Annotated in this window: 18 protein-coding genes, 2 tRNA genes and 4 pseudogenes; 20 read left to right on the top strand and 4 right to left on the bottom strand. The window is 47.5% G+C overall.

From position 1 onward, the window contains the following. Positions 1-91 precede the first annotated feature (91 nt). Positions 92-943 carry a PepSY-like domain-containing protein gene (locus tag DXD65_RS14080; protein WP_034525943.1) on the bottom strand — a complete coding sequence of 284 codons (852 nt, stop codon included), beginning with the start codon at positions 941-943 and terminating at the stop codon, positions 92-94. Between the two features lie 166 nt (positions 944-1109). Between DXD65_RS14080 and metG the strand changes: the two genes are divergently transcribed. The 8 genes from metG to DXD65_RS14040 all read left to right on the top strand — a co-directional run bounded on the left by metG (position 1110) and on the right by DXD65_RS14040 (position 10934). Further along, positions 1110-3152: a methionine--tRNA ligase gene (gene metG, locus DXD65_RS14075; protein ID WP_009037611.1), complete on the top strand. Its 2043-nt coding sequence runs from the start codon at positions 1110-1112 to the stop codon at positions 3150-3152. Between the two features lie 92 nt (positions 3153-3244). Next, a complete protein-coding gene (locus DXD65_RS14070) occupies positions 3245-4690 on the top strand; it encodes a lipopolysaccharide biosynthesis protein (RefSeq protein WP_005830822.1) in 1446 nt (481 codons plus the stop codon). Further along, positions 4687-5592, top strand: coding sequence for a beta-1,6-N-acetylglucosaminyltransferase (locus DXD65_RS14065; RefSeq protein WP_117887741.1), 906 nt, complete (start codon positions 4687-4689; stop codon positions 5590-5592). The genes DXD65_RS14070 and DXD65_RS14065 overlap by 4 nt, the downstream gene beginning before the upstream one ends. Positions 5593-5693: 101 nt before the next feature. Then, complete coding sequence (locus DXD65_RS14060) at positions 5694-7064, top strand: bifunctional cytidylyltransferase/SDR family oxidoreductase (protein ID WP_005830829.1); 1371 nt, start codon at positions 5694-5696, stop codon at positions 7062-7064. After that, complete coding sequence (locus tag DXD65_RS14055; RefSeq protein ID WP_117887740.1) at positions 7061-7876, top strand: phosphorylcholine transferase LicD; 816 nt, start codon at positions 7061-7063, stop codon at positions 7874-7876. The genes DXD65_RS14060 and DXD65_RS14055 overlap by 4 nt, the downstream gene beginning before the upstream one ends. Next, positions 7873-8889 carry a hypothetical protein gene (locus DXD65_RS14050; protein WP_008662502.1) on the top strand — a complete coding sequence of 339 codons (1017 nt, stop codon included), beginning with the start codon at positions 7873-7875 and terminating at the stop codon, positions 8887-8889. The genes DXD65_RS14055 and DXD65_RS14050 overlap by 4 nt, the downstream gene beginning before the upstream one ends. Positions 8890-8929: 40 nt before the next feature. Beyond that, on the top strand, positions 8930-10195 hold the full coding sequence (locus DXD65_RS14045; RefSeq protein ID WP_005830834.1) for a glycosyltransferase family 4 protein: 1266 nt from the start codon (positions 8930-8932) through the stop codon (positions 10193-10195). Then, positions 10188-10934 carry a glycosyltransferase family 2 protein gene (locus tag DXD65_RS14040; protein ID WP_009037608.1) on the top strand — a complete coding sequence of 249 codons (747 nt, stop codon included), beginning with the start codon at positions 10188-10190 and terminating at the stop codon, positions 10932-10934. Before DXD65_RS14045 ends, DXD65_RS14040 begins: the two co-directional genes overlap by 8 nt. Positions 10935-11199: 265 nt before the next feature. Here DXD65_RS14040 and DXD65_RS14035 read toward each other — a convergent pair whose 3' ends face one another. After that, on the bottom strand, positions 11200-11916 hold the full coding sequence (locus tag DXD65_RS14035; protein WP_008662496.1) for an SIR2 family NAD-dependent protein deacylase: 717 nt from the start codon (positions 11914-11916) through the stop codon (positions 11200-11202). 182 nt (positions 11917-12098) lie between these two features. Between DXD65_RS14035 and DXD65_RS14030 the strand changes: the two genes are divergently transcribed. From DXD65_RS14030 to DXD65_RS13975, 10 genes and pseudogenes are all read left to right on the top strand, one after another. Then, entirely contained in the window at positions 12099-12692 is a 594-nt protein-coding gene (locus DXD65_RS14030) for an FKBP-type peptidyl-prolyl cis-trans isomerase (RefSeq protein WP_005830842.1), read from the top strand. Between the two features lie 19 nt (positions 12693-12711). Further along, complete coding sequence (locus tag DXD65_RS14025; protein ID WP_009037607.1) at positions 12712-13578, top strand: FKBP-type peptidyl-prolyl cis-trans isomerase; 867 nt, start codon at positions 12712-12714, stop codon at positions 13576-13578. A 229-nt stretch (positions 13579-13807) separates the two neighbouring features. Then, entirely contained in the window at positions 13808-14272 is a 465-nt protein-coding gene (locus DXD65_RS14020) for an Lrp/AsnC family transcriptional regulator (protein WP_005830846.1), read from the top strand. Positions 14273-14281: 9 nt separating this feature from the next. Further along, positions 14282-14593: a DUF4491 family protein gene (locus DXD65_RS14015; RefSeq protein ID WP_005834338.1), complete on the top strand. Its 312-nt coding sequence runs from the start codon at positions 14282-14284 to the stop codon at positions 14591-14593. A 92-nt stretch (positions 14594-14685) separates the two neighbouring features. After that, a tRNA-Ile gene (locus DXD65_RS14010) sits at positions 14686-14759 on the top strand. Between the two features lie 390 nt (positions 14760-15149). Continuing rightward, positions 15150-15334: pseudogene (locus DXD65_RS21270) on the top strand (hypothetical protein). A 168-nt stretch (positions 15335-15502) separates the two neighbouring features. Beyond that, positions 15503-15784 (top strand): annotated as a pseudogene (locus tag DXD65_RS13995) (DUF3871 family protein); the annotation flags it as partial. Between the two features lie 87 nt (positions 15785-15871). Beyond that, a pseudogene (locus tag DXD65_RS21265) lies at positions 15872-15946 on the top strand (DNA repair protein); the annotation flags it as partial. Continuing rightward, a pseudogene (locus DXD65_RS13985) lies at positions 15943-16464 on the top strand (IS982 family transposase); the annotation flags it as partial. The pseudogenes DXD65_RS21265 and DXD65_RS13985, both read left to right, overlap by 4 nt. Positions 16465-16644: 180 nt before the next feature. After that, positions 16645-17100: a lipocalin family protein gene (locus DXD65_RS13975; protein ID WP_005830863.1), complete on the top strand. Its 456-nt coding sequence runs from the start codon at positions 16645-16647 to the stop codon at positions 17098-17100. Positions 17101-17227: 127 nt separating this feature from the next. Here DXD65_RS13975 and DXD65_RS13970 read toward each other — a convergent pair whose 3' ends face one another. Together DXD65_RS13970 and DXD65_RS13965 are read right to left on the bottom strand one after the other, a co-directional pair. Beyond that, positions 17228-17866: a nucleotidyl transferase AbiEii/AbiGii toxin family protein gene (locus tag DXD65_RS13970; RefSeq protein WP_005830867.1), complete on the bottom strand. Its 639-nt coding sequence runs from the start codon at positions 17864-17866 to the stop codon at positions 17228-17230. Next, positions 17863-18195: a hypothetical protein gene (locus DXD65_RS13965; RefSeq protein ID WP_005830869.1), complete on the bottom strand. Its 333-nt coding sequence runs from the start codon at positions 18193-18195 to the stop codon at positions 17863-17865. Before DXD65_RS13965 ends, DXD65_RS13970 begins: the two co-directional genes overlap by 4 nt. Before the next feature lie 176 nt (positions 18196-18371). Between DXD65_RS13965 and DXD65_RS13960 the strand changes: the two genes are divergently transcribed. Next, positions 18372-18437 (top strand) — tRNA-Met (locus DXD65_RS13960). A gap of 96 nt (positions 18438-18533) precedes the next feature. Continuing rightward, complete coding sequence (locus DXD65_RS13955; protein ID WP_005830871.1) at positions 18534-18950, top strand: hypothetical protein; 417 nt, start codon at positions 18534-18536, stop codon at positions 18948-18950. Positions 18951-19341 lie beyond the last annotated feature (391 nt).

Here is a 19341-nt window from a genome sequence, read left to right as displayed (position 1 = left end):
TCATAATAGTAACACATTTATTAGTTTGTAAATGTGTCTACCTATATCAGGATAAGACACGCTGATTTAAAGGGAAGTATTCAGTATAAGACTATGGCAGTATTTCACCTTCCGCTGTCACCTTTACGTAGATTTCCCTTTCCCCTTGCTCCATCTCTACCAAAAAGTAACTGCCATCGGGAGTCTCAATAAAGTCGGCATCATCAATGACATAACCGGGATGGGCAGCCGTAACGGCGTTCTTCACTACATCCTCCAGATGTCTCTTACTGATATCCCAGATAGTATAGGCCCATGCACCCTCAGCGGTGAACATCACATCCTTGCTGATACTTCCGTGCACGATTTCGACTTCCGTCATACCGTTCTTTTCTTTTTCAATATCCACAATGCGGGCATTGGGATATTTCTCTGCTATAAAATCTTTGATGGCAGCGGAAATATCAGAAGGGAGATAATCTTCGGGAGAACCGCCGTTGTGCGCATCGGCCACTTCCTTCACCAGAATGCCGTCCTCCGAATAATAGAGGTCCATTTCCTGATTACCTTTCTCCACTTCGATGATGTAGACAACAGCCATTTCCTTACGTTCCAGCTTGTCTACATCTTCCACCTTCCATACATTATAATAGGTACTACTCTCGTAAGAGCTTCTCACCGGAGCGGGAAGGTCTGCACAACGGAGGTCGGTTTCGGTCATCTGCCATACACCGTCTTTGGTGAACCAGGCCTCCTTTTCGAAATTGTCCTCATGGAAATCAGCCACATAATATGCACCTTTTGTTTCCCATTCTATACGCTGGGCATTGGGATGCTCCTTGGCCAACGCATTACTCAGTTCCGCGGGCACGGAGATTCCGTCGTTGTCGTCATCATCACAGCTTTGCAAGGCAAAGGCAAACACGCCTAACGCCAATAATAAGAAGTACTTTTCCAGTTTCATAGTCATTTCGTTTTTTTACATTATCAATACCAAGTTTGTTCATTTTGTATGGCAAAGATGAAGCCTAAATCTGGAAAGAATCTGGAAGAATACTCATATTTTGCAGAAAACAGCTATCTTTGTGCCACTAAAAGCGTTCATAACAAAAGAGATACATAATAACACAATGGAAAAGAAATTCAAACGTACCACCGTGACCTCGGCATTGCCGTATGCCAACGGCCCGGTTCATATCGGACACCTGGCAGGCGTTTATGTTCCTGCCGACATTTATGTCCGCTACCTGCGACTGAAAAAGGAAGATGTAATCTTCATCGGCGGCTCCGACGAACACGGAGTGCCCATCACCATCCGCGCCAAGAAGGAAGGCATCACCCCGCAAGACGTGGTGGACCGCTATCATACGCTTATAAAGAAGTCTTTCGAAGAGTTCGGCGTTTCCTTCGACGTGTACAGCCGTACTACTTCAAAGACGCATCACGACACGGCTTCCGACTTCTTCCGCAAGCTGTACGATAAGGGAGAATTCATCGAAAAGACCAGCATGCAGTATTACGACGAAGAAGCTAAGACCTTCCTTGCCGACCGCTACATCACCGGCGAGTGCCCCCACTGCCATGCCGAAGGCGCTTACGGCGACCAATGCGAGAAGTGCGGCACCAGCCTCAGCCCCACGGACCTGATTAATCCGAAGAGTGCCATCAGCGGCAGCCAGCCCGTGATGCGTGAGACGAAGCACTGGTATCTGCCGCTGGACAAACACGAGGAATGGCTTCGCCAATGGATTCTGGAAGACCATAAGGAGTGGCGTCCCAATGTTTATGGCCAATGCAAGAGCTGGCTCGACATGGGCTTGCAGCCGCGTGCCGTGAGCCGCGACCTGGATTGGGGTATTCCCGTTCCCGTAGAGGGTGCCGAGGGCAAAGTGCTCTATGTATGGTTCGACGCCCCTATCGGCTACATCAGCAACACCAAAGAGTTGCTGCCCGACACATGGGAGAAATGGTGGAAAGACCCCGAAACGCGTCTGGTACACTTCATCGGAAAAGACAATATCGTGTTCCACTGCATCGTGTTCCCCGCCATGCTGAAGGCAGAGGGTAGCTACATCCTGCCGGACAACGTGCCGAGCAACGAGTTCCTGAACCTGGAGGGCGACAAGATTTCCACTTCACGCAACTGGGCGGTATGGCTGCACGAGTATCTCGTTGACTTCCCCGGCAAGCAGGATGTGCTGCGCTACGTGCTGACCGCCAACGCACCGGAGACAAAAGACAACGACTTCACCTGGAAGGACTTCCAGGCACGTAATAACAACGAGCTGGTTGCCGTTTATGGCAACTTCGTGAACCGCGCCCTGCAACTCACCAAGAAGTACTTCGACAGCGTAGTGCCCGCCGCAGGCGAACTGAACGACTACGACCGCGAGACGCTGAAAGAATTTGCCGACGTCAAGGCAGAAGTGGAGAAGTTGCTGGATGTATTCAAATTCCGCGACGCACAGAAGGAAGCGATGAACCTTGCCCGCATCGGAAACAAATACCTTGCCGACACCGAGCCGTGGAAGCTTGCCAAGACGGACATGGAGCGCGTAGCCACCATCCTCCATATCTCCTTGCAGTTGGTCGCCAACCTTGCCATTGCTTTCGAACCGTTCCTGCCCTTCAGCAGCGAGAAGCTTCGCAAGATGCTGAACATGGACAGCTTTGACTGGGCAGAGCTGGGACACACCGACCTGTTGCCTGCCGGACATCAGCTGGGCACCCCCGAACTGCTGTTCGAAAAGATAGAAGACGACGTCATCCAGGCACAAGTAGACAAGCTGCTTGCCACCAAGAAGGCAAACGAAGCCGCCACCTACAAGGCAAACCCCATCAAGCCGACCATCGCCTTCGAAGACTTTGAAAAGCTGGATATCCGCGTAGGTACAGTGCTTGAATGCGAGGCAGTGCCCAAGATGAAGAAGCTGCTGAAGTTCAAGATTGCCGACGGGCTGGAAAACCGCACCATCGTCAGCGGCATTGCCCAGCACTACAAACCGGAAGAACTGGTAGGCAAGCAAGTGCTGTTCATCGCCAACCTCGCTCCACGCCAATTCAAGAACGGGCTGGTAAGTGAGGGAATGATTCTCTCTGCCGAGAATTATGACGGCTCGCTGGCGGTGACTTCACTGCTGAAAGAGGTGAAGCCGGGCAGCGAGGTGAAATAAAACAGTAACAAGGTAACGAGTTAACAAGGCTACAAGGAGGAAGGAAAAGCCTCGTGGCCTTGTTAACTCGTTGCCTTATCAACCAATAAACTATGTCCGATACATCACTCAAAGAAAAAACAGCCAAAGGCCTCTTCTGGGGAGGATTCAGCAACGGCATACAGCAGTTGTTAAATCTGGGATTCGGAATAGTCCTTGCCCGTCTGCTGGATGCTTCGGATTATGGTATGGTAGGGATGCTTACCATCTTCTCCGCCATTGCCGCCGCCTTGCAGGAGGGTGGGTTCATTTCGGCACTGACCAACCGGAAGGAGACTTTGCACAAGGATTACAACGCCGTGTTCTGGTTCAGCCTGATGTGCAGCACTACTATATATATATTACTCTTCTTTGCCGCACCGCTGATTGCCGACTTCTACGATACGCCCGAGCTGATACCGCTGTCCCGTCTCTCCTTCTTGGGATTCGTCATTTCCAGCATGAGCATTGCACCGAGGGCATATCTATTCAAGAACCTCAGAATCAAGGACACTACCGTCATTTCTATTTCAAGTCTGATAGTCTCCGGCATTATGGGCATCACATTGGCGGCAAACGGATTCGCCTATTGGGGAATTGCACTGCAAAGCATCTCTTTCATCACCGTAATGACGGTTCTCAATTTCTACTTCTCGCGTTGGAGACCCCGCTTCCGGTTCGACTTTACACCTATCAAGGAGATGATAGGGTTCAGCAGTAAGATAATCATTACGAATATCTTCACCATAATCAATAACAATTTGTTTTCCGTCTTGTTGGGTAAGTTCTATTCGGAACGGGAAGTGGGTAACTTTACGCAGGCAAACAAGTGGAACGGCATGGGACATACCACGATTACGGGCATGATAAACGGCATTGCACAACCCGTCTTTACCCGGGTTGCCGACGACAAGGCACGGCAACTTGCCGTATTCAGAAAGCTGCTGCGCTTCACCGCCTTTATCTCTTTCCCCGCCATGCTGGGATTGAGCTTGGTATCGAAAGAACTGATTATAATCACTATCACGGAGAAGTGGCTGCCCAGTGCCGATATCTTGCAACTGTTATGTATTTGGGGAGCATTTATTCCCGTCATCAATCTGTTCTCCAACCTGCTCATCAGCCGGGGACATTCTTCTATCTATATGTGGAGCACCATCAGCTTGAGCCTGCTGCAAATAGTAGCTGTATGTGCCATATACCCATACGGGTTGGAGTGGATGCTGCGTATTTTCGTCATTATCAATATCGGCTGGCTGTTTGTATGGTTCCGTTTTGTCAAGAGGGAGATAGGATTAAGACTGCGCGATATGCTGAAAGACATCTCTCCTTATCTCTCCCTATCCATTGTACTCGTAGTGTCAACTCACTATGCCACTCAGCCCATAGAAAACCTATACTTAAATATGGCAGCCAAAATCATTATGGTAGCTGGGCTTTATGCACTGGTTTTGTGGAAACTACAATCTACCATCTTCCGGGAAAGCATTGAATTCCTCTTAAAGAAAAAAAGAGCATGAGCCGCATAGCCTACATCATATCCGCCTACAAGGATGCCCCACACTTGGCACGCCTGGTTGCCGCACTGGATGACCGGGCAGACTTCTACGTGCACATCGACCTCAATGCCGATATACACCCTTTTGAAGAAGCCTTGGGAGACAAGGTCACTTTCGTGCCCCGCCACCGGATAAGCTGGGGAGGATGGGAACAAGTGGAATATCAGAAAGAATTGCTTGCCGCCGTATTGCACAGCGGTATCCCCTATATCCGCGTAGTATGCCTGAGCGGGCAAGACTATCCGTTATGGAACAACAACGCCATCCACCACTATTTCGAGGAGCATCAAGACACTGAATTCATCGGCGGTTTCAACCTGACACACTGCACCGTGAAACAGCAGTTGCACAAGATAACCCATTACCACCCTTTCCGTGACCTGCCTTGGAAGAGTATATGGTGGAAGAACAAACTCATCGTAGCATCGCGCAAGCTGGTACAGATACTCCCCATCCGGAAAGCCCCTTTTGCACCCTTGGAAGGCAAGCAGGCAGATGTCTATTTCGGTTCCGACTATTGGGCCATCACGTTGCCCTGCGCACGATATGTATATGAAAAGTTGTGCACGGAGGAGAAGCTGGTGAAGTATTTCAGAACCAGCTTTGTACCCAGCGAACTGTGCATACAGACCATCGTATTCAACTCCCCTTTTGCCTCAAAAGGGCTTCTTTTAGAGGGAGAATACCCCGGACTTACCCGTCTCACCCCCTTGCACTACATAGACTACGGCGCATCCATCCGCGTGATGACACTCGAGGACCTGCCGGTATTGCGGCAGTCTGGAAAGATGTTCTGCCGGAAAATAGTAAGCGGCACATCAGACAGATTAGTGGAAGCCATAGAGCAGACAAGAAGAGAATAAAAAGAGAGTTATCCCAACAGATATGCCACTTTATCCCAACCGGAATGCTGCAAAGAAGCAATTAATTCGTATTTTTGCAGCATCACATTTCTATTGATACAATGAAAAAGAATGTAGCAGTCATATTGGCAGGAGGAGTCGGTAGCCGCCTGGGATTGTCCACTCCCAAGCAATTCTTCAAGGTAGCGGGAAAAATGGTCGTGGAGCACACCATCGATACTTTCGAAAGCAATCCACATATTCACGAGATAGCTATCGTATCCAATCCTTTCTATATCTCCGATTTCGAATCTATCATCATCAAGAACGGATGGAAGAAGGTCAAGAAGATATTGAAAGGCGGACAAGAACGGTATCATTCCAGCCTATCCGCCATCAAAGCCTACGAAGACACTGACGTCAATCTGATATTCCACGATGCCGTACGTCCGTTAGTGAGCCAGCGGATTCTGAATGACGTTATTGCCGCATTGGAAACCTACAAAGCTATTGATGTGGCAATGCCCGCCACGGATACCATTATACAAGTCAATGACAGATTCATTCAGGAAATCCCAGACCGCAGCAAACTGATGCGAGGACAGACTCCGCAAGCATTCCATCTGGAAACCATCAAGCATGCCTATGACATTGCCTTGCAAGACCCGGCCTTTAAAGTGACCGACGACTGCGGCGTAGTAGTGAAATACCTTCCGGAAGTACCGGTTTATGTAGTGAACGGTGAAGAAAGCAACATGAAGCTGACCTATAAGGAAGACACCTATCTGCTGGACAAATTCTTCCAGCTGCGCAAAAGTGAACTGAACACCTTGCCCATCGACCAGGAAAACAACCTGAAGAACCGGGTTGCAGTCGTATTCGGCGGTAGTTACGGCATCGGCGCAGACGTGGCTCAGCTACTCAAAGAGAAAGGAGCCAACGTATTCTGCTATTCGCGCAGCATGAACGGAACGGATGTAGGCAACAAAGAGCAGGTGAGCAAAGCCTTGCAGGAAGTGTACCGCCAATGTGGACGGATAGACTACATTATCAATACTGCCGGACTGCTGAATAAAGAACCTCTGATGAGTTGCGACTATCAGACCATCTGCAACGCTGTGAACACCAACTATATGGGTACTGTCAACGTGGCACTTGAAGCCTTCCCCTATCTGAAGGAGAGCAAAGGTAAACTCGTATTCTTCACTTCCAGTTCCTACACTCGGGGGCGTGCCTTTTACAGCATCTATTCATCGACCAAAGCCGCCATCGTGAACTTTGTGCAAGCCATAGCACAAGAATGGGAACCGTTCGGCATCAGCGTGAACTGCATCAATCCGGAGCGCACCAAAACACCTATGCGTGTCCATAACTTCGGCATCGAACCGGATAACACCTTGCTGACCTCCGAGCAAGTAGCCATTACCACCATACAGTCACTGCTTTCCGAATTCACCGGACAAGTCATCGACGTAAAAAGAGAAGAAGTATGAAGAACCAATACCTATCGGACTACGTTGCCGACAACCTACGCGCCTGCCAACTGAAGCAACTTTCCATACTGAAAGAGGTGGACCGCATCTGCCGGAAACACAAGTTAAGCTACTGGCTTGACGGAGGCACACTGTTGGGAGCCATGCGTCATGGAGGATTCATCCCCTGGGATGATGACATAGACATCGGCATGACACTGGAAGACATGCAAGCATTCATGAAGGTAGCCCCCTCCGAACTACCCGACACACTGTTCCTGCAAACCCCGGAAAGTGACCCTACCAGCAAAGAGCCCATCGTCAAGATAAGGGATTTAAACTCAATCTATATTGAAGCAGGAGATACCTTCAGCGTAGAGTATCAGAAAGGACTATACGTAGATATATTCCCTTTCATCGACTACCCCACCGTGCCCCGCCCATGGGCAAAGAAGCTGCGCAAAGGCATCTCCGTCAGTTACTCCATCCTACACGCGCAACACTACTACTCGCTGCGCTCCTTTGCAGAATTCTTCTACTTCGGCATGAAGTATGCGCTTTTCAAAGGGATATGGGCAATGCTCTGCTTGGTACGCCCCAAAGGGACTTATCTTTCGAATATACTCATCAATAACGGATACGGCATCATGCACCGTAAAGATTCCGTCTTTCCGCTCTCCACCATCACTTTCGAAGGAAAAGATTTCCCGGCACCGGGCAATGTGGACGCCTATCTGAAAGATTTATATAAAAACTACATGGACATTCCTCCCAAAGAGAAGCAGATAGTCCATGCCTGCTATATTCACCCGGAACTAAAACCATTGCCATGAAACCAGCCCTTGTAGATGTATCTGTACTGATCCTTTTCTTCAACCGCCCCAAACTGCTGGCGCAAGTATTCGAACAAGTGAAAAAAGCACGCCCCGCACGACTGTTTCTCTATCAGGACGGCCCGCGCGGCGAGCGTGACATGCCGGGCATAGAAGCTTGTCGCAAAGTAGTGGCAGACATCGACTGGGAATGCGAAGTACACCACAACTACCAAGAGAAGAACTACGGCTGCGACCCATCGGAATACATGGCACAGAAGTGGGCATTCTCCTTGTCGGACAAATGTATCGTGCTTGAGGATGACGACGTGCCTGCCGTCTCTTTCTTCGGCTTCTGCAAGGAACTGCTCGACAAGTATGAGCACGACACACGCATCAGCATAATTGCCGGATTCAACAACGAGGAGATTACACCAGACATCACTTCCGACTACTTCTTCGCCACCACCTTCTCCATCTGGGGATGGGCGAGCTGGCGGCGGGTGACGGACCAATGGGATGAATTCTACACCTTCCTGGACGACAAGGAGAACATGCGGCAACTGAAGAACCTCATCCACACACGGCGCTACCGCAAAGACTTCATCTACATGTGCCAACGCCACCGCGAACACGGGAAAGCCTATTACGAAACCATCTTCCACGCTTCCATGTTGTTCAATTCGGGTCTGAGCATCGTGCCCACCCGCAACATGATAAACAATCTGGGAGCCACTGCCGACTCCACCCACTTTGCCGGCTCCGTGCACACCATGCCGCGCGGTTACCGCCGCATCTTCACCATGAAACGCTACGAAGTGGAGTTTCCGCTGAAGCACCCTCGCCACGTCATCGAGAACACTGCCTACAAGGATAGCGTTTACCGCATCATGGCATGGCGGCATCCCTGGATAAAGATTGCACGGTCGTTCGAGGAACTGGCGTTGAACCTACGGTACGGCAACTTCACCATCATATGGCAAACGCTGCAAAAGCGTATCCGGAAATGGATGAAACAAGACCGGCATCTGTAACAAGAAAAAACATTCAAAAAAGAAGAAACGAACAACAGTCATGAGAGTACTACTTATCAATACATCCGAACGCATCGGCGGCGCAGCCATCGCCGCCAGCCGTCTGATGGAATCACTCAAGAACCACGGCATCAAAGCCAAGCTGCTGGTACGCGACAAGCAGACCGACCAAATCTCCGTTGTGTCACTGGACCATAACTGGCGCATGGTGTGGAAGTTCGTCTGGGAGCGCATCGTCATCTGGAGCGCCAACCGCTTCAACAAGAAGAACATCTTTGCCGTAGACATTGCCAACACGGGGACAGACATCACCTCACTGCCCGAATTCCAGCAAGCAGACGTCATCCATCTGCACTGGATAAACCAAGGGATGCTCTCGCTGAAGAACATCGAGAAGATTCTCGCCTCGGGCAAGCCCGTCGTCTGGACCATGCACGACATGTGGCCCTGCACTGGCATCTGTCACCATGCCCGCGAGTGCACCCACTACCAGCAGGAATGCCACAACTGCCCCTTCATCCACGGAGGCAGAGGCAAACGTGACCTTTCCTACCGCATCTTCCACAAAAAGCAGGCATTGTATCGCAACCGTCACATCAACTTCGTCACCTGCAGCCGCTGGCTGGAAGAACGTGCCCGGACAAGCGCCCTCTTCTGTGGACATGCCGTGACGTGCATCCCCAACCCCATCAACACCAACCTCTTCAAGCCCCGCAACCGACAGGAAGCCCGCAGCCGTTGCCTACTGCCGCAAGACAAAAAGCTCATGTTGTTCGGCTCGGTGAAGATTACGGACAAACGGAAAGGCATTGACTACTTGATAGAATCGTGCCGACTGCTGGCCGACAAGCATCCCGAACTCCGGGAACAGTTGGGTGTCGTCGTCTTCGGCAACCAATCGCAACAACTGGAAAACCTGCTTCCATTCAAAGTCTACCCGCTGAACTTCGTCAGCAACGAACACCAACTGGTGAACATCTACAATGCCGTGGACATCTTCGTGACCCCCTCGCTGGAAGAGAACCTGCCGAACACCATCATGGAAGCCATGGCATGCGGCATTCCCTGCGTCGGATTCAACGTGGGCGGCATCCCTGAGATGATAGACCATCTGCACAACGGCTACGTGGCACAATACAAATCCTCGGAAGACTTTGCCAACGGCATCTACTGGACGCTGACCGAACCCGACTACCCCAGCCTCTCGGAACAAGCCTGCCGGAAAGCCATCTCCCACTATTCGGAGAACGTCGTCGCCAAGAAATACATTGACCTTTACAACAAAGTAACCGGAAGAAATGCATAACCACCCCACCCCGAAATTCAGCATCATCACCGTGACCTACAATGCCGAAGCGGTACTGGAGGACACGATTCAAAGCGTTATCTCGCAAACCTACCACCACGTAGAATACATCATTGTGGACGGTGCGTCCAAAGACAGCACGCTCTCCATTATCGACCGTTACCGCGACCGCATCACCCGCATCGTGAGCGAACCGGACAAGGGACTGTACGACGCCATGAACAAAGGCATCCGCCTTGCCACCGGCGATTACCTCTGCTTCCTCAATGCTGGCGACAGCTTCCACGAGGACGACACCTTGCAGCAGATGGTGCGTTCCATCTCCGGCAACGAACTACCCGACGTGCTGTACGGCGAAACGGAACTGGTGGACAAGGAAGGTCACTTCATCCGCATGCGCCGCCTCGCCGCCCCGGAAGTGCTTACCTGGCGAAGCTTCAAGCAGGGCATGCTGGTCTGCCATCAGGCCTTCTTTGCCAAAGCTTCCCTTGTAGAACCCTACGACCTGCAATACCGCTTCTCCGCCGACTTCGACTGGTGCATCCGGGTGATGAAGAAGGCACGGACCTTGCACAATACCCATCTCACCCTCATCGACTATCTGGAAGAGGGAATGACCACCCAGAACCGGCAAGCATCCCTGCGCGAACGCTTCCGCATCATGGCGCGGCATTACGGACTGATGAGTACCGTAGCCCATCATGCCTGGTTCGTATTACGGGCCGTGATAAAGAAATAGCACAAATTTCGAGGACAAATATACTTTGTTCCCGCAAGACCTATACCTTGCGGGAATCTCCCCTATACCCAGCTCTCTACAGTATAGGAGTGAGTACCCAAAACATCCCCATGTTTTCACCTAAAACATCCGGATGTAATGGAGCAAAACATCCCCATGTTTTGGGGTAAAACATCCGGGTGTTTTGGAGAAAGACATCCGGATGTTCTGCATATTAAGTCCTATACCGTGAGGGGCTAAGTCCTAAGACGTAGGAGATTAAGTCCTAAGGCAAAGGAGGCTGGGTAACTGTAAGCAGCGCCTTCAACTCTTTTACCCCTTCCGAAGCTCCCTTTTGAATGACATGTATCGGACGCATGACGTGCGTGTCCACCGGCTTGGGGTCTATCAGATACACTTCGGCGGCACGGGGCACGTAGTTCAGCAGTCCCGCAGCGGGATAAACGTTCAGGCTGGTGCCGATGATGACGAAGATGTCCGCCTGCTCCACATACCGGATGGCAGTCTCAATCTCCGGCACCGACTCGCCAAACCACACGATGAACGGGCGGAGCTGCGTACCGTCGCCCGCCTTGTCGCCCAACTTTACTTCATATTCCTCCGGCGCCAGTTCCTTGACGAAATGCGGATTATAAGGGTCGCGGCTGGAACAAACCTTCGTCAGTTCCCCATGCAAGTGTATCACGTGCGTACTGCCGGCACGCTCGTGCAGATTATCTACGTTCTGGGTGACGACCGTTACATTGAAATCCCTCTCCAGGTCGGCAACGCCCAGATGCCCGGCATTCGGCACCACATCGAGCAACTGCTTGCGACGTTCGTTATAGAAATTAATGACCAGTTCCGGATTACGTGCATACCCCTCGGGAGTCGCCACCTGCTCCACCGGATATTTGTCCCATAATCCGCCCGCATCACGGAATGTGCTGATGCCGCTCTCGGCGCTCATACCAGCACCCGACAATATGACCAAGTTCTTCATTTTCCGCTCCTTTCCTTTATTAAAGTAAGACAAATATAAGAAGAATGTTCAAGTTGTGATATAAATAAGAAAAATTAAATACTTAAAAGCCTTATCATTCAAATAAAAGACGTACTTTTGCCATTCGTAAATTTGCAATAGACTGGAAAAGAAACCAATCCGGTCGTCAACAAAAGAATCTTATGGACAAATTCAGTTATGCTATCGGCCTTGGAATAGGTCAGAATCTTTTAAGCATGGGTGCCAAAGGCATTGCAGTAGATGACTTTGCACAAGCAATCAAAGACGTTTTGGAGGGCAACCAGACGGCAATCAGCCACACAGAAGCCCGTGACATCGTCAACAAGTACTTCGCCGAACTGGAGGAGAAGATGAACGCAGCAAACATAGAAGCCGGCAAAAAGTTCCTGGAAGAGAACAAAAAACGCGAGGGAGTTGTTACGCTTCCCAGCGGACTTCAATACGAAGTTATCACAGAAGGAAACGTCGGTCACTATGCCAAAGCAACCGACCAGGTACAATGCCACTACGAAGGCACACTGATTGACGGAACGCTGTTCGACAGCTCCATCAAGCGCGGCCAGCCTGCCACATTCGGTGTAAACCAAGTGATACCCGGTTGGGTGGAAGCCCTTCAGCTTATGCCCGAAGGTGCCAAGTGGAAACTCTACATCCCCAGCGACCTGGCATACGGAGCGCAGGGTGCCGGCGAGATGATTCCTCCCCACAGCACGCTCGTATTCGAAGTCGAATTACAGAAAATTTTATCTAAATAAACAAACAAGTAAAAGCAAAATGAAAAAAGTAACATTTCTCATGGCTCTTGCAGTAGCTGCCGGCATGGTATCTTGTACTGCTCAAAGTCCGAAAGCTGATTTGAAGACGGACATCGACTCATTATCTTACGCCATCGGTATGGCACGTACAGAAGGTTTGGACCAGTATCTTGCACAACAAGGCATTGACTCAACCCAGATGTCAGAATTCCTGAAAGGTTTCAACGAAGGCGCAGCCAAAATCGATAAGAAAGACGTGGCTTACATGGCCGGTCTGCAAGTAGGCCAGATGGTCAGCAAGCAATGGGTGGAAGGCTTCAACCAACAAATCTTCGGCAACGACTCCACACAGAGCATCAGCCGCGAAAATCTGCTGGCAGGTTTCGTAGCAGGTGTCATCGGCAAGGGTGGTGCTATGGATATGATGAAAGCTCAAGAGTACATGCGTACTCAGATGGATGCCATCAAAGAAAAAGCAACTGCAGAAAAGTATGCTGACAACAAAGCTGCCGGTGAAAAGTTCCTGGCTGAGAACAAGGCTAAAGAAGGTGTAGTAACTACCCCGAGCGGTCTGCAATACAAAATCATCACCAAGGGTAACGGTGCCGTTCCTGCCGACAGCAGCAAGGTGAAAGTAAACTACAAAGGTACGCTGATTGACGGAACAGAATTCGATAGCTCTTACAAGCGCAACGAACCTGCTACTTTCCGTGCCAACCAGGTAATCAAAGGCTGGACAGAGGCCCTCACCATGATGCCCGTCGGCTCTAAGTGGGAACTCTATATCCCCTACGACCTGGCATACGGTTCAAGAGAAACCGGTAGCCAAATCAAGCCGTTCTCTACTTTGATATTCGAAGTGGAACTGCTGGGTATCGAGAAGTAATGTAACAATCCGAAGGGAGGGGCAAAACCCTCTTGATACTTCTTTTAGGCGCGGATTACGCGGAATACGCGGATTTGGTAAACTAAATCCGTGAAATCCGCGTAATCCGCGCCTTATCGTTACCCCTCACTTTTATTCATTTTTCCGTCCCTTTTTATAGATAAATTAAAATAAAGTCCTATATTTGCTTACTATTTGATAACAACAAGAACTTTACTTATTTACTATTATGGAAAAAATAGACAATCTTGACCGGCAGATTCTGGAAATCATTTCCCAAAATGCCCGTATCCCTTTCAAGGACGTAGCTGCTGAATGTGGCGTGTCACGTGCTGCCATCCATCAACGTGTACAGCGCCTGATTGACCTTGGCGTTATTGTTGGCTCAGGCTATCATGTAAATCCCAAGTCCCTTGGATACAGAACCTGCACTTACGTAGGAATCAAGCTGGAAAAGGGCTCCATGTATAAGACGGTAGTTGCTGAGCTGGGCAAGATTCCCGAAATCGTAGAATGCCACTTCACCACTGGTCCGTACACCATGCTGACCAAGGTATATGCCCGCGACAACGAGCATCTGATGGATTTGCTGAACAACAAGATGCAGGAGATTCCTGGCGTAACCGCTACCGAGACCTTGATTTCCCTGGAACAGAGCATCAAGAAGGAGATTCCTATTTGCCCCGAGAAATAACGAACAACAATGGATTTCTTGAACGAATATCATCTGTCGGGCCTTGTCATAGGTATCTGCACATTCCTCATCATCGGCTTGTTTCACCCCATAGTTGTGAAAGCCGAATATTATTGGGGCACCAAGTGCTGGTGGATTTTCCTTTTACTCGGCATCGGCGGCATCATTGCCTCCCTTTATACGGAGAACATCATGATAGCCTCCCTTTTGGGCGTCTTTGCATTTTCCTCGTTCTGGACCATCAAGGAGATATTCGAGCAGGAAGAACGAGTGAAAAAAGGCTGGTTTCCCAAGAATCCAAAACGAATTTATAAGTTCTAAGGACAAAGGTTATAAGGAATTTTATCCAAAAGTCTTGCATATTTCAATAGAAAATGCTACTTTTGCCCCCGCTATCCAAGCAAGGATGCATCGGACTTGTAGCTCAGTTGGTTAGAGCAACAGACTCATAATCTGGAGGTCCCTGGTTCAAGCCCAGGCTGGTCCACAAAGAATTGCCTCATAAACAAGTGTTTATGGGGCTTTTTTATTAGGACTTCTTCTCTTTGGATTTTCGAAATACTGACAAGAAACAGGCTGTCTTGCTTCGTTGTTGACCTATTGTTGACCCCAAAATAAGTACCACAAACAGATAATCTCACCACACAGATAAGCAGACTACAAACTATTCAGAATATCTAAAATGAAAGAATTTACTTATGAACAGATAAGAACAAAGGCTCTTAAACAGGGAGTGAAAGATAATAAGGTTCACATTGGATTGTGGGCTAATCTTAATAACTATCTAAAGACAAGGAGAAAAAAGAATGGAAAGGTTACTACCTATTATATTTCATTGCAGAAACTATCTTATTAATTTACTAATATTTAAACTGACATGATAATTCATCTACCAACAGGAAAGAAGTTCCATAACAGAAAGGAAGCCAAGATATATTTTGGCACTGCCTACTATTACAAAATGGAACGTGAGAAAAATATTTAGTGTTTACCAACAATGTTCAATCAGCAACTAATGAATATGAAGATACAATTAAAGTACTTGCAAAACAGGACAAGTAACATTAGGCAGGATTATATTAGAAAGAGATACAGGGAAGCCATCAACCATCCTCTTATTGATTTTACAATGAGAAGTCTTTACTGCATCCTACCCATAGACCGCCCCAACTTTATAACACTGTCCCACCTCTTTATGAAAGTGGATTTGAATATTAAAGTGAAAGGATATTATATCAAGCTCTTACACCCAACCAACAGAAACGCTTACCTCGTCTATTGTTGGGAGATAGTCAGATTAATGCAGCTTGCAGAGCATTCGTTTCTGATGTGAATTTCAAGAGTACAGGGGACAGCATTACAGGTTGGCAGCTCTTAAACCCGCTCAATGGTTCTGTAAAGTCAAGTTACATAGATAACTTCTTGGAAAGGAATCTTAATTGCACAGAGTTTGTACAAGGCATCCAACGTGCCAAATTAGGAGATAGTGAATACGCTTGGTTCTTGGGCTAAGTGGATTGTTGATTGAGAGAGGAAAGGGCAGCTATTCAGTTAGTTGTCCTTTCTTTATATCTACCAACCTATTAAATATCGTACATTATGGATATAGATTATACTGTGGGTGAAGTGGAATTGTCCTACAAACCCAAATTCAAGAATATATATAAGGTAACCGTTTTGTGGAACTGGAGAAGGAAGTATTGCTTCCCATGACCATCTTCATCAAAAAAGTCCTGCTGAGAACCTGTACCGGCATCAGTTTTGTCGACTCCACTCCCTTACGTGTTTGTCGTAACCAAAGAATCCTTATTCATAAGACATTTGAGGGACTTGCCGAGCGTGGAAAATATTCAATGGGATGGTCCTTCGGATTCAAGTTGCATCTGATAATCAATGACAAGGGTGAAATTCTCAATTTCATGTTCACGCCTGGAAACGTGGATGACCGGGAACCGTTGAAGCAAGGTAAGTTTTCGTAGAACATCAAAGGAAAACTATGCGCAGACAAAGGATATATTGGTCAGGCTCTGTTTGAGAACCCTTTTCTTAATGGCATACAGCTTGTCACTAAAGTTAAAAACAATATGAAGAATTCACTGATGAGTATTGCCGACAAGATTTTGCTCAGAAAAAGAGCCTTGATCGAAACTGTCAATGACGAATTGAAGAACATTGAGCAGAGGGAGAAATCCTTACCTTTAATAAGGATAACACCTATACAGAGAAAGGCGAAAATGACACTCAAAATGATACATTTGAATACTTCCCTAACAGATATATGTTCGTTACTTATTATACAACTGATTGGGGAGAAGAGAATACCATTTACACTGTTGTTAAGATAACTAAAGATGAGCTATATCTTAACAACAATGAAAACTTTAAGATTAATTGGAACGACCTTATTAATGGTCATGTTGGCTGTAAACTTTACAGCATGTAGTGATGATGAAGATGAACAGACAATCATTGAACAAGCTAACCTTATAGGTAAATGGCAGACCACTTGGGAGAAGATTCACAAAGTGGAGAATGATAAGGAAGTAGTAACTTCTGATGAAGCATATACCAATGGTTTATGGGAGTTCAAAGCTGACGGTACTTGCACAGAAGGCTATGCGGACGGTGGATATACAGAAACAAGTCGTTGGTCTTTGAAAGACAATAAGCTGACTATCTCTTACGATGATGGTTATTCAGATGTCCTAACTGTTAATGAACTTACAGCTACTAAGTTGGTTCTCGCCTTTGAGGATTGGGACACAATGGATGATGGTAGCGAGGAATTGGATGACATTACAACAACCACTTACAAGAAGATTGACTAATTACCAATCTACTTAAGACAGAGCAGCATTTGAGGAAACTCTTATGCTGTTTTTCTTTTTATAAAGCTACTACAATTTCAAGGAATACTTCTATATATAATCCCATTCGCAAGAATGTTGCAGCAGTTTATAATAAACAAAACTTTATATAATCTTCTATTTCTTGAGCAGTTACAGCATAAATCGGTGCAAGTTGCTCAAAATGGGAATCTCTTGTAAAACGAGAGCCGTTGGTGAGCATAGCTAACAGATTCTTGGATTTCAATTTATGTCCAGAGTAGGTAAGGGCTAAAGATACCAAATCGTTGATAGGTACACCAGACTTTAAGATGGAATAAATATCATAATAATCGCGAAAATTACTCCTGCGTAGCATCACCTCCATCTTCATAGCTCCAATAGACTTTACATCTGCCAATCTGAGATTATTCAGATATTCCACAGGCATACTTACAGGAGAATATTTAGGACAGGCATAAAAGGAGAACTTTACTCCAGACACTAAATACTCCACATGGTCTATATCTAAAATGTCCTTATGCTGAATATCACCTATTACAGCGAGCTCTTTCTCTATCTGATACCATGCCACTTCCATTTTCTCTGTTTTAGAGGTACGCCATTTCATAAAGTCCAAGTCCTCACTTTGTCGAGTTCCCATTTGCAATGACAAAGCTGTGCCACCTACCAAGAGATAGGGTTTGATGCAGTCCAACTTAGAAACGGCTTCAAAAACCTGCAGCGTGTGTGGAGCTAAACCTTTCATGCAAACATTTTATTAAGATGGCGGGTAGCCATAGACTTTATATAAGCATCTGGCTTCTTTGCCTTGAAATAATACCATGCAAAAAAACGATTCAACGTGTAGAGATATTCCGCTTGGGGAACAAGATAATCCAGCCACACCTGCTTAATTTTCTTGAAAGGATAAATTAGAAACAGTTGGTTTATTTCTTCCAAGTCAAGATGTAACAAGGTTTTCTCAATCAGCATATCATCTGGAATATCCTTGATTAAGTTTTCATTGTACGACCAAAAGCAGTGTTCTTGCTTCAGTTTCGCCAATAGTTCTTGTTTTACCACATCTCTTGACATAACTCCCTGTTTTAGAATAACACAAAATTAGTGATTATTCTTGTCCAAAGCAAATCACAATGGAGAATGTTTCATTGTGAATAAGATTTTTAGTAAATTTGCATAATAAGTTCAGTGTTGACCTATTGTTGACCTCAGAACCTACACAGAGATAATTAACGTGTTGATAACGAGGCAGCTCAGTTGGTTAGAGCAACAGACTCATAATCTGGAGGTCCCTGGTTCAAGCCCAGGCTGGTCCACAAACAAGAGGCTCATTCTTAATAGAATAGAGCCTCTTTTAATTTTTGGACTCCGCCATACAAGCCCGGTATTTGTGTAATAAAACAACCTTCATCATGAAATACGGAGTATCTCCAAATACACTGCTCATAACTGCCGGAACCATATGGTCATTGGCAGGAGTCAATATTCTGCGTATAGGCCTGACCTGCTGGATAGATGACGGACATTATTGGCTATTCAAAGTCTGCGAAGCCAGCCTGGTATTCCTTCTGTTCTCCGGCATTATTTTCCATAGGCTGTACAAGAAACATACTCTCCGTATCTCACAGAAGAAAGGTAAGCACTGCCCCTTTTCCTTTTTCGACGTAAAAGGATGGATTGTCATGATAGGCATGATTGCAATGGGAATTGTAATACGTACCTGCCACCTTCTGCCCGACTCCTTCATCGCAGTGTTCTATACCGGACTTTCTCTCGCGCTTCTCGGCACCGGGCTACGCTTCATCTGGTATTGGTGGAGGAACAGATAACTCCGGATTCACCGATTCCCATCCTATGCAGGCTCCGGCAAAGTGCTGATCGCCTCGCTCTTTATCCTTTCAGGCTTATTGCTATTCCCCGGCAATTTCCAAGCCATGCTGTAGCCCTTGGCCCTTATCCTCATCGGCATCTTCCTTCTCAGACATCACCATAGGAGAAACTGGACACACCAAAGGACAGTGCATCGCCGTGCCAAGATGGTACAACGGATGATGAACAAGAGAATGGGAGAGCAAGAGGAACATAGCACCCGGAGAAACCTACATAGACCTGGACTGCAGTTGGGGAGGAGTGGAACTGCACATACCCGCCGACTGGCAAGTACGCATAGAATGCAGTTGCTTTTGCGGCGGATGTGAAGACAAACGCTGGCAAGGCACA

It is taken from the genome of Bacteroides sp. 4_1_36, from assembly GCF_003466325.1.
GTDB lineage: Bacteria > Bacteroidota > Bacteroidia > Bacteroidales > Bacteroidaceae > Bacteroides > Bacteroides uniformis.
Note: the sequence above shows the minus strand (reverse complement) of the source record. Positions and strands in the feature narration are given on the sequence as shown.

Bases quoted from the DNA above. Each gene is read 5' to 3' on its own strand.
- DXD65_RS14080 (WP_034525943.1), bottom strand. From the start codon at position 943: ATGAAACTGGAAAAGTACTTCTTATTATTGGCGTTAGGCGTGTTTGCC.
- metG (WP_009037611.1), top strand. From the start codon at position 1,110: ATGGAAAAGAAATTCAAACGTACCACCGTGACCTCGGCATTGCCGTAT.
- DXD65_RS14070 (WP_005830822.1), top strand. From the start codon at position 3,245: ATGTCCGATACATCACTCAAAGAAAAAACAGCCAAAGGCCTCTTCTGG.
- DXD65_RS14065 (WP_117887741.1), top strand. From the start codon at position 4,687: ATGAGCCGCATAGCCTACATCATATCCGCCTACAAGGATGCCCCACAC.
- DXD65_RS14060 (WP_005830829.1), top strand. From the start codon at position 5,694: ATGAAAAAGAATGTAGCAGTCATATTGGCAGGAGGAGTCGGTAGCCGC.
- DXD65_RS14055 (WP_117887740.1), top strand. From the start codon at position 7,061: ATGAAGAACCAATACCTATCGGACTACGTTGCCGACAACCTACGCGCC.
- DXD65_RS14050 (WP_008662502.1), top strand. From the start codon at position 7,873: ATGAAACCAGCCCTTGTAGATGTATCTGTACTGATCCTTTTCTTCAAC.
- DXD65_RS14045 (WP_005830834.1), top strand. From the start codon at position 8,930: ATGAGAGTACTACTTATCAATACATCCGAACGCATCGGCGGCGCAGCC.
- DXD65_RS14040 (WP_009037608.1), top strand. From the start codon at position 10,188: ATGCATAACCACCCCACCCCGAAATTCAGCATCATCACCGTGACCTAC.
- DXD65_RS14035 (WP_008662496.1), bottom strand. From the start codon at position 11,916: ATGAAGAACTTGGTCATATTGTCGGGTGCTGGTATGAGCGCCGAGAGC.
- DXD65_RS14030 (WP_005830842.1), top strand. From the start codon at position 12,099: ATGGACAAATTCAGTTATGCTATCGGCCTTGGAATAGGTCAGAATCTT.
- DXD65_RS14025 (WP_009037607.1), top strand. From the start codon at position 12,712: ATGAAAAAAGTAACATTTCTCATGGCTCTTGCAGTAGCTGCCGGCATG.
- DXD65_RS14020 (WP_005830846.1), top strand. From the start codon at position 13,808: ATGGAAAAAATAGACAATCTTGACCGGCAGATTCTGGAAATCATTTCC.
- DXD65_RS14015 (WP_005834338.1), top strand. From the start codon at position 14,282: ATGGATTTCTTGAACGAATATCATCTGTCGGGCCTTGTCATAGGTATC.
- DXD65_RS13975 (WP_005830863.1), top strand. From the start codon at position 16,645: ATGAAAACTTTAAGATTAATTGGAACGACCTTATTAATGGTCATGTTG.
- DXD65_RS13970 (WP_005830867.1), bottom strand. From the start codon at position 17,866: ATGAAAGGTTTAGCTCCACACACGCTGCAGGTTTTTGAAGCCGTTTCT.
- DXD65_RS13965 (WP_005830869.1), bottom strand. From the start codon at position 18,195: ATGTCAAGAGATGTGGTAAAACAAGAACTATTGGCGAAACTGAAGCAA.
- DXD65_RS13955 (WP_005830871.1), top strand. From the start codon at position 18,534: ATGAAATACGGAGTATCTCCAAATACACTGCTCATAACTGCCGGAACC.